General features: G+C 54.9%; 1 protein-coding gene. It reads right to left on the bottom strand.

What is annotated here, in order from left to right:
- The coding region (locus K7P76_RS32355; protein WP_232190226.1) for a hypothetical protein at positions 1-7,627 on the bottom strand (7,627 nt) is incomplete at its 3' end.
- Between the last annotated feature and the right edge of the window lie 103 nt (positions 7,628-7,730).

Genomic DNA, 7,730 nt, shown 5'->3' with positions numbered 1-7,730 from the left:
CGTCGGCCAGATGCTCAGTCGTCACGCTGCCTGTTCCCAGCTTCGCCCCGCTGACGCTTCCGTCGGCCAGATGCTCAGTCGTCACGCTGCCTGCTCCCAGCTTCGCCCCGATGACGCTTCCGTCGGCCAGATGCTCTGCCATCACGCTGCCTGCTCCCAGCTTCGCCCCGCTGACGCTTCCGTCGGCCAGATGCTCAGTCGTCACGCTGCCTGTTCCCAGCTTCGCCCCGCTGACGCTTCCGTCGGCCAGATGCTCAGTCGTCACGCTGCCTGCTCCCAGCTTCGCCCCGTTGACGCTTCCGTCGGCCAGATGCTCTGCCATCACGCTGCCTGCTCCCAGCTTCGCCCCGCTGACGCTTCCGTCGGCCAGATGCTCAGTCGTCACGCTGCCTGCTCCCAGCTTCGCCCCGCTGACGCTTCCGTCGGCCAGATGCTCTGCCATCACGCTGCCTGCTCCCAGCTTCGCCCCGTTGACGCTTCCGTCGGCCAGATGCTCTGCCATCACGCTGCCTGCTCCCAGCTTCGCCCCGTTGACGCTTCCGTCGGCCAGATGCTCTGCCATCACGCTGCCTGCTCCGAGATGAGGTGCATTGTCGCTGGGTGAAGGCAATACTACGGAATCTTGCTTTGTTTGCTGTAATTGTGTCAACAATTGTTGCACCTCTGTAGAGAGCTTCACACTGCTCACACTGCCGTCAGCAAGGTGCGACTCCGTCACAACCTGATTTTCAAGATGTCCGGAGGTAATGATTTGTTCTCCTAGGTGATACCCCTGAATGGAGCGCGGGATGATGTGGGAGGAACTGACGCTCCTTACAGAAATCTTCTCCGCGTCAACTGATCCCGCAGCTAATTGATCCGATCCTATGCTCCCCTTCTGCAACTTCTCTCCGGAAATAGAATCGTTGGCAATTTGCTCGGTTCCAACAGCACCTAGAGCAAGCTTCTCGGCAGTAACAGAACCATCCTGCAATCGATCTTCGGTAATCGTGCTTCCGGCTAACGAGATAAACTCGAGGAGAGAATAAGAAAGATTATCGGGGGTAACAGCGCCCGTTGCCAGCTTAAATGTCGTAACCGAACCGTCCGCAAGCTGGAACTCTCCGACTGAACTCTCGGCTAACTTCTCTATCGTGACCGAACCGTCCGCAAGCTTCTCGGACGTTACACTCTCGTCGGCCAGCTTATCAGCTGAAACCAAGCCTTTCGCCAGCTTTTCTTCCGTTACAGCTCCGTCTCTCAGATGAACTGAACTGACCGCATTCGGTTCCAGCCGCTCCGCATCGATCTGGCGTTCTCCCATCTTGGCCAAATCGAACAAATCGGGCGCCAGATGCGATATTGAAACCGCCCCTTTACGAAGATGGAAACCATGCACCGATTCTGACTTCAGATGATTGCCGCTGATGCTTTCCAGTTGCAAATGCACACTGCCGACGCTTCCGGCGGATAGGTGAAGGGAGGTCACGCTTTCCTCTGCCAGCTTCTCTGAGGTTACCGAGCCATTTGCAATGCTATGTTCGCCCACGCTATCGGCTGCCAAATGAGCGGTGCCCACAATGCCTTCCCGCAGATGGATCGAATCAATAGACCCGACTTGCAAATGCAAAGACGCTACGCTGCCATCCGCCAGCTTATCGAACGTTACTGAACCTTCCGCAAGCTGCTTTCCTCCGACTGAACTCCCGGCCAGCTTCTCCATCGTGACCGAACCGTCTGCAAGTTTCTCAGACGTTACACTCTCGTCGGCCAGCTTATTGAACGTTACTGAACCGTCTACAAGCTGCTGCCCTCCGACTGAACTCCCGGCCAGCTTCTCCATCGTGACCGAACCATCCTGAAGCTTCGGCGTCGTTACGTTTCCATCCGCCAGCTTATCGAACGTTACCGAACCGTCTACAAGCTGCTGCCCTCCGACTGATCCCTCTGCCAGCTTCCGCATCGTGACCGAACCATCCTGAAGCTTCGGCGTCGTTACGTTTCCATCCGCCAGCTTATTGAACGTTACTGAACCGTCTACAAGCTGCTGCCCTCCGACTGATCCCTCGGCCAGCTTCTCCATCGTGACCGAACCGTCCGCAAGCTTCGGCGTCGTTACGTTTCCATCCGCCAGCTTATCGAACGTTACCGAACCTTCTACAAGCTGCTGCCCTCCGACTGATCCCTCTGCCAGCTTCTCCATCGTGACCGAACCGTCCGCAAGCTTCGACGTCGTTACGTTTCCATCCGCAAGCTTTTCTTCCGTTACAACTCCATCCTGCAGATGAAACGAATTAACCGCATTCGGTTCCAGCCGCTCCGCATCGATCCGGCGTTCTCCCATCTTGGCCAAATCGAACAAATCGGGCGCCAGATGCGATATTGAAACCGCCTCTTTACGAAGATGGAAACCGTGCACCGATTCCGGCTTTAGATGATTGCCGCTGATGCTTTCCAGATGCAAATGTGCACTGCCGACGCTTCCGGCGGATAGGTGAAGGGAGGTCACACTTCCCTCCGCCAGCTTCTCTGAAGTTACCGAGCCTTTTGCAATGCTAAGCTCGCCTACGCTATCGGCTGCCAAATGAGCGGTGCCCACAATACCTTCCCGCAGATGGATCGAATCAATGGACCCGGCTTGCAAATGCAAAGACGTTATGCTGCCAACCGCTAGCTTATCGAACGTTACTGAACCGTCCGCAAGCTGCTGTCCTCCGACTGAACCCTCGGCCAGCTTCTGCATCGCGACCGAACCGTCCTGAAGCTTCGACGTCGTTACGCTCCCATCCGCAAGCTTTTCTTCCGTTACAGCTCCATTCTGCAGATGAAACGAACTGACCGCATTCGGTTCCAGCCGCTCCGCATCGATCCGGCGTTCTCCCATCTTGGCCAAATCGAACAAATCGGGCGCCAGATGCGATATTGAAACCGCCCCTTTACGAAGATGGAAACCATTCACCGATTCCGGCATCAGATGATTGCTGCTGATGCTTTCCAACTGCAAATGCGCACTGCCGACGCTTCCGACGGACAGGTGAAGGGAGGTCACGCTTTCCTCCGCCAGCTTTTCTGAAGTTACCGAGCCTTTTGCAATGCTATGTTCGCCCACGCTATCGGCTGCCAAATGAGCAGTGCCCACAATGCCTTCCCGCAGGTGGATCGAATCAATAGACTCGGCTTGCAAATGCACGGACTTTACGCTGCCATCCGCCAGCTTCTCGGACGTTACTGAACCTTTAGCAATCTGCCGTCCTCCAACTGAACTCTCGGCCAGCTTCTCTATCGTGACCGAACCGTCCGCAAGCTTCTCGGACGTTACACTCTCGTCGGCCAGCTTATCAGCTGAAACCAAGCCTTTCGCCAGCTTTTCTTCCGTTACAGCTCCGTCTCTCAGATGAACTGAACTGACCGCATTCGGTTCCAGCCGCTCCGCATCGATCCGGCGTTCTCCCATCTTGGCCAAATCGAACAAATCGGGCGCCAGATGCGATATTGAAACCGCCCCTTTACGAAGATGGAAACCATGCACAGATTCTGACTTCAGATGATTGCCGCTGATGCTTTCCAGTTGCAAATGCGCACTGCCGACGCTTCCGGCGGATAGGTGGAGGGAGGTCACGCTTTCCTCTGCCAGCTTCTCTGAGGTTACCGAGCCTTTTGCAATGCTATGTTCGCTCACGCTACCGGCTGCCAAATGAGCGGTGCCCACAATGCCTTCCCGCAGATGGATCGAATCAATAGACCCGGCTTGCAAATGCAAAGACGCTACGCTGCCATCCGCCAGCTTATCGAACGTTACTGAACCTTCCGCAAGCTGCTGTCCTCCGACTGAACCCTCGGCCAGCTTCTGCATCGTGACCGAACCGTCTGCAAGTTTCTCAGACGTTACACTCTCGTCGGCCAGCTTATCGAACGTTACTGAACCGTCTACAAGCTGCTGCCCTCCGACTGAACCCTCGGCCAGCTTCTTCATCGTGACCGAACCTTCCGCAAGCTTCGGCGTCGTTACGTTTCCATCCGCCAGCTTATTGAACGTTACCGAACCGTCTACAAGCTGCTGCCCTCCGACTGATCCCTCTGCCAGCTTCCGCATCGTGACCGAACCATCCTGAAGCTTCGGCGTCGTTACGTTTCCATCCGCCAGCTTTTCGAACGTTACCGAACCTTCCGCAAGCTGCTTTCCTCCGACTGATCCCTCGGCCAGCTTCTCCATCGTGACCGAACCTTCCGCAAGCTTCGGCGTCGTTACGTTTCCATCCGCCAGCTTATCGAGCGTTACCGAACCTTCCGTAAGCTGCTGCTCTCCGACTGAACCCTCGACCAGCTTATACATCGTGACCGAACCGTCCAGAAGCTTCGACGTCGTTACGCTCCCATCCGCCAACTTCTCGAGCGTAACCGAACCTTCCGTAAGCTGCTGCTCTCCGACTGAACCCTCGGCCAGCTTCTCCATCGTGACCGAACCGTCCGCAAGCTTCCGCGTCGTAATGTTCCCATCCACCAGCTTCTCGAGCGTTACCGAACCTTCTACAAGCTGCTGCCCTCCGACTGATCCCTCGGCCAGCTTCTGCATCGTGACCGAACCGTCCAGAAGCTTCGACGTCGTTACGCTCCCATCCGCCAGCTTTTCTTCCGTTACAACTCCATCCTGCAGATGAAACGAATTAACTGCATTCGGTTCCAGCCGCTCCGCATCGATCCGGCGTTCTCCCATCTTGGCCAAATCGAACAAATCGGGCGCCAGATGCGATATTGAAACCGCCCCTTTACGAAGATGAAAACCGTGCACCGATTCCGGCTTCAGATGTTTGCCGCTGATGCTTTCCAGCTGCAAATGCGCACTGCCGACGCTTCCGGCGGATAGGTGAAGGGAGCTCACGCTTTCCTCCGCCAGCTTCTCTGAAGTTACCGCGCCTTTTGCAATGCTTAGCTCGCACACGCTATCGGCTGCCAAATGAGCGGTGCCCACAATGCCTTCCCGCAGATGGATCGAATCAATGGACCCGGCTTGCAAATGCACGGACGTTACCGCCTTCTCCTCAAGATGCGGTCCTTTCACCGATCCCGGTTGAAGGTGCCTGCTTTCCACGCTGTCGGCTGCCAGTTTATCCGACGTAATGACGTAGTCGTTTAAATGAACTCCCCGGATACTTTTTTCTGCCAGGTGAAATCCCAGTATGGCCTCCTCCGCCAGATGGTGGCTTTCCACTGCTTCGGAGGCCAGATGAAGCGCCGTTACCGATCCTTCGGCAAGACGCTCGGACGTGACCGCTCCATCCGCCAATATTGCCGACGTTACGATCCCGTCGCTCAAATGATTCCGTTTGATGGCGTTCGACTGAAGATGTTGGGAGGATACTGAAGCATCTGCCAGCACACGTCCGGTAACCGCTCCATCCTGCAAAGCTTCTTCGTAGACGGCATCTTCATCCAGCTTGGCGGAAGTGATGCTTCCGTCAGCCAGCTTCCCGGTCGTCACTGCTAAATCCGCCAACTTATCCGTAGATACGCATTCAGGAGAAAGTTTTAACGAGGTGATCAAATGGTCTGTCAAATGGTGGGAGTACACCGAACGAATGCCCAACTGTCGCTCGCCGACTGCTCCCGGAGCCAGGATTTTGTCCGTTACGGACTCCGTCTGGAGAGCAGCCGTGCCTACGGCTCCATTTGCCAAATGGGTTGTTTCCACCGAACCTTTCCGGATATGACGGTTTTCCACCGATTCTGGAGCCAACGCCCCGGCCATAACCGTTTCCGTGCCAAAATGGTACGGTTTTAACAAACCGGAAGCCAACTGCTCCGAAGTTATGCATTCCGATGAAAGATGCTCCGTCTTTACCGATCCGGACAATAGATGCCGAGATCCGACGGAATGGTCCCCCAGCTTCACACCAATAACCGATCCATTCGCAAGCTTCGGAGTTCCGATGGCTCCATCGGCCACATGACGGGAATTAATAGCACCAGCAGCAAGTTGCTCACCGCCGACCGCTCCTTCCTGCAAATGTCCCCGCCCGACTGCTTTTATTGCCAAATGCCGGTCTTCCACGGACAGATTCATGAGATGGCGCGTCTCCACAACCCCGTCCGCCAGCTTATCGGACACAATGCTTCCTTTGGACAAATGGCGGGATTGAACCGCTTCGTCCGCCAGCTTACCCGAAACGATGCTTTGATCGGCGATTTTGGTGGAGGTAACCGCTTGATCGACAAGTTTGATGGTCGTAACGGACTGCTCGGTCAGCTTGGAAGCCGTCACCGATTCATTCGCTAGGTGGCGGGTTTCAACGGCTTCCTCCGCGATATGAACGCCTTTCACCGATCCGGCTTGCAGATGCTCGGCCTGAACCGATCCGTAAGCCAGCTTGCTTCCCGATACGGACCGGTCGGCCAGTTCGCGTTTACCGACTGTTCCTTCCGCGAGATGCTCCGCCGTCACGGCTTGCGGTGCCAAATGCTTTCCCTGCAGCACCCCGGCGGCCACATGATCGGCAAGAATGAGTCCGTTCGTTAGATGGCGGGATTCTACGGCTCCCGCAACAATTTTCTCATTGGACACGGCACCGTCCCGCAGCTTGGAGGATGTAACGGATCCGTCCGCTAATTTGGAAGTATCGATGCTCTCATTGGCTAAATTTTCGCTTCGAATCGCACCGCTCCGGATTTTCTCGGACGTAATAATTTGATCCTGCAACAATTCGGAAGTAATGACAGCCAAGCTTAAATGCTTCGCTTGAATAGAGCCTTCCGCGATTTTGTCGGAGCTGATCGTTCGGTCTGCCAGCTTCTCCGAAGAAACGCTTCCGTCGCGCAATTTCTCGCCGGTGATGGAGCGGTCGCGAATTTTTTGCCCGGAAATCGCATTTTTGGTGAGATGGTCGCCCACTATGGATTCTGGAGCCAGCTTCGACGAAGTCACTGATCCATCCGCTAGTTTAATGGCCGTCACCGCAAAATCGGCCAGAGAAGCCGAATGAATCGAATCGGCTGCCATATGCGCCGCTCCAACCGCAAACGGTGCAATCTTCGCGCTTGTTACCGCTTCGTCGACCAAGTCATCCGTATAAACGATCGGCGTTGGACGGAAGGGCATCCGTTTCTCTTCCAGCTTGGAATGGCGAAGCTCACGTGTCTCCGTCACTTCCATAACGTCGGTCTGTTCCATTTCAGCCTCCGACACCGTTTCCTCACATAACAGCGCTGCTAAAGCATCGGTGGATTCCAGTGTTTCATTCTCCAAGGATTCAACGACCGCTGTAATGTTCTCCAGCGACTGAGCAGTGTCTTCGGATGCTGAAGTTGCGACCGTAACGATTTCTTCGGTCTCTTGAGCTGTCGATAAGATTTCCGATGTCACCTTCACGGGTAAAACCGAGTCTTTTTTTAATGGTACTGCCGGTGCATTTTTCAATAGTTCTTTTCCTTTTCCTTTTCCTTTTGCTTTTCCGTTAACGCGTCCTTGTCTGCTCCCTGCCTGACTTTGTGCCGATTGTTCAACTGCTGCAACAGCTCCGTGAACGGAAATCGGTTTGGCATCCGATTGTTGTATGTCATCCAGCCAGTTCAGCTCGAGTTTGTGTGGATTGTCGACATAATAAAGCGGCCGGCGCGTTATGGGTGTCTTCTTCGTCGAATTGTTCTTTTTCATGTCCATCTCCTTCCTATGCATCGAAATCTTCAGTATCATATGCATTCACCCATAGGCACGTCACGAGGATGGGCTCATGTACGTTTATCGAACAAATTTTCGT

This window comes from Cohnella silvisoli (assembly GCF_021190915.1).
GTDB lineage: Bacteria > Bacillota > Bacilli > Paenibacillales > Paenibacillaceae > Cohnella > Cohnella silvisoli.
The sequence above is the reverse complement of the archived record's forward strand: the minus strand, read 5'-3'. Positions and strand labels throughout refer to the sequence as shown.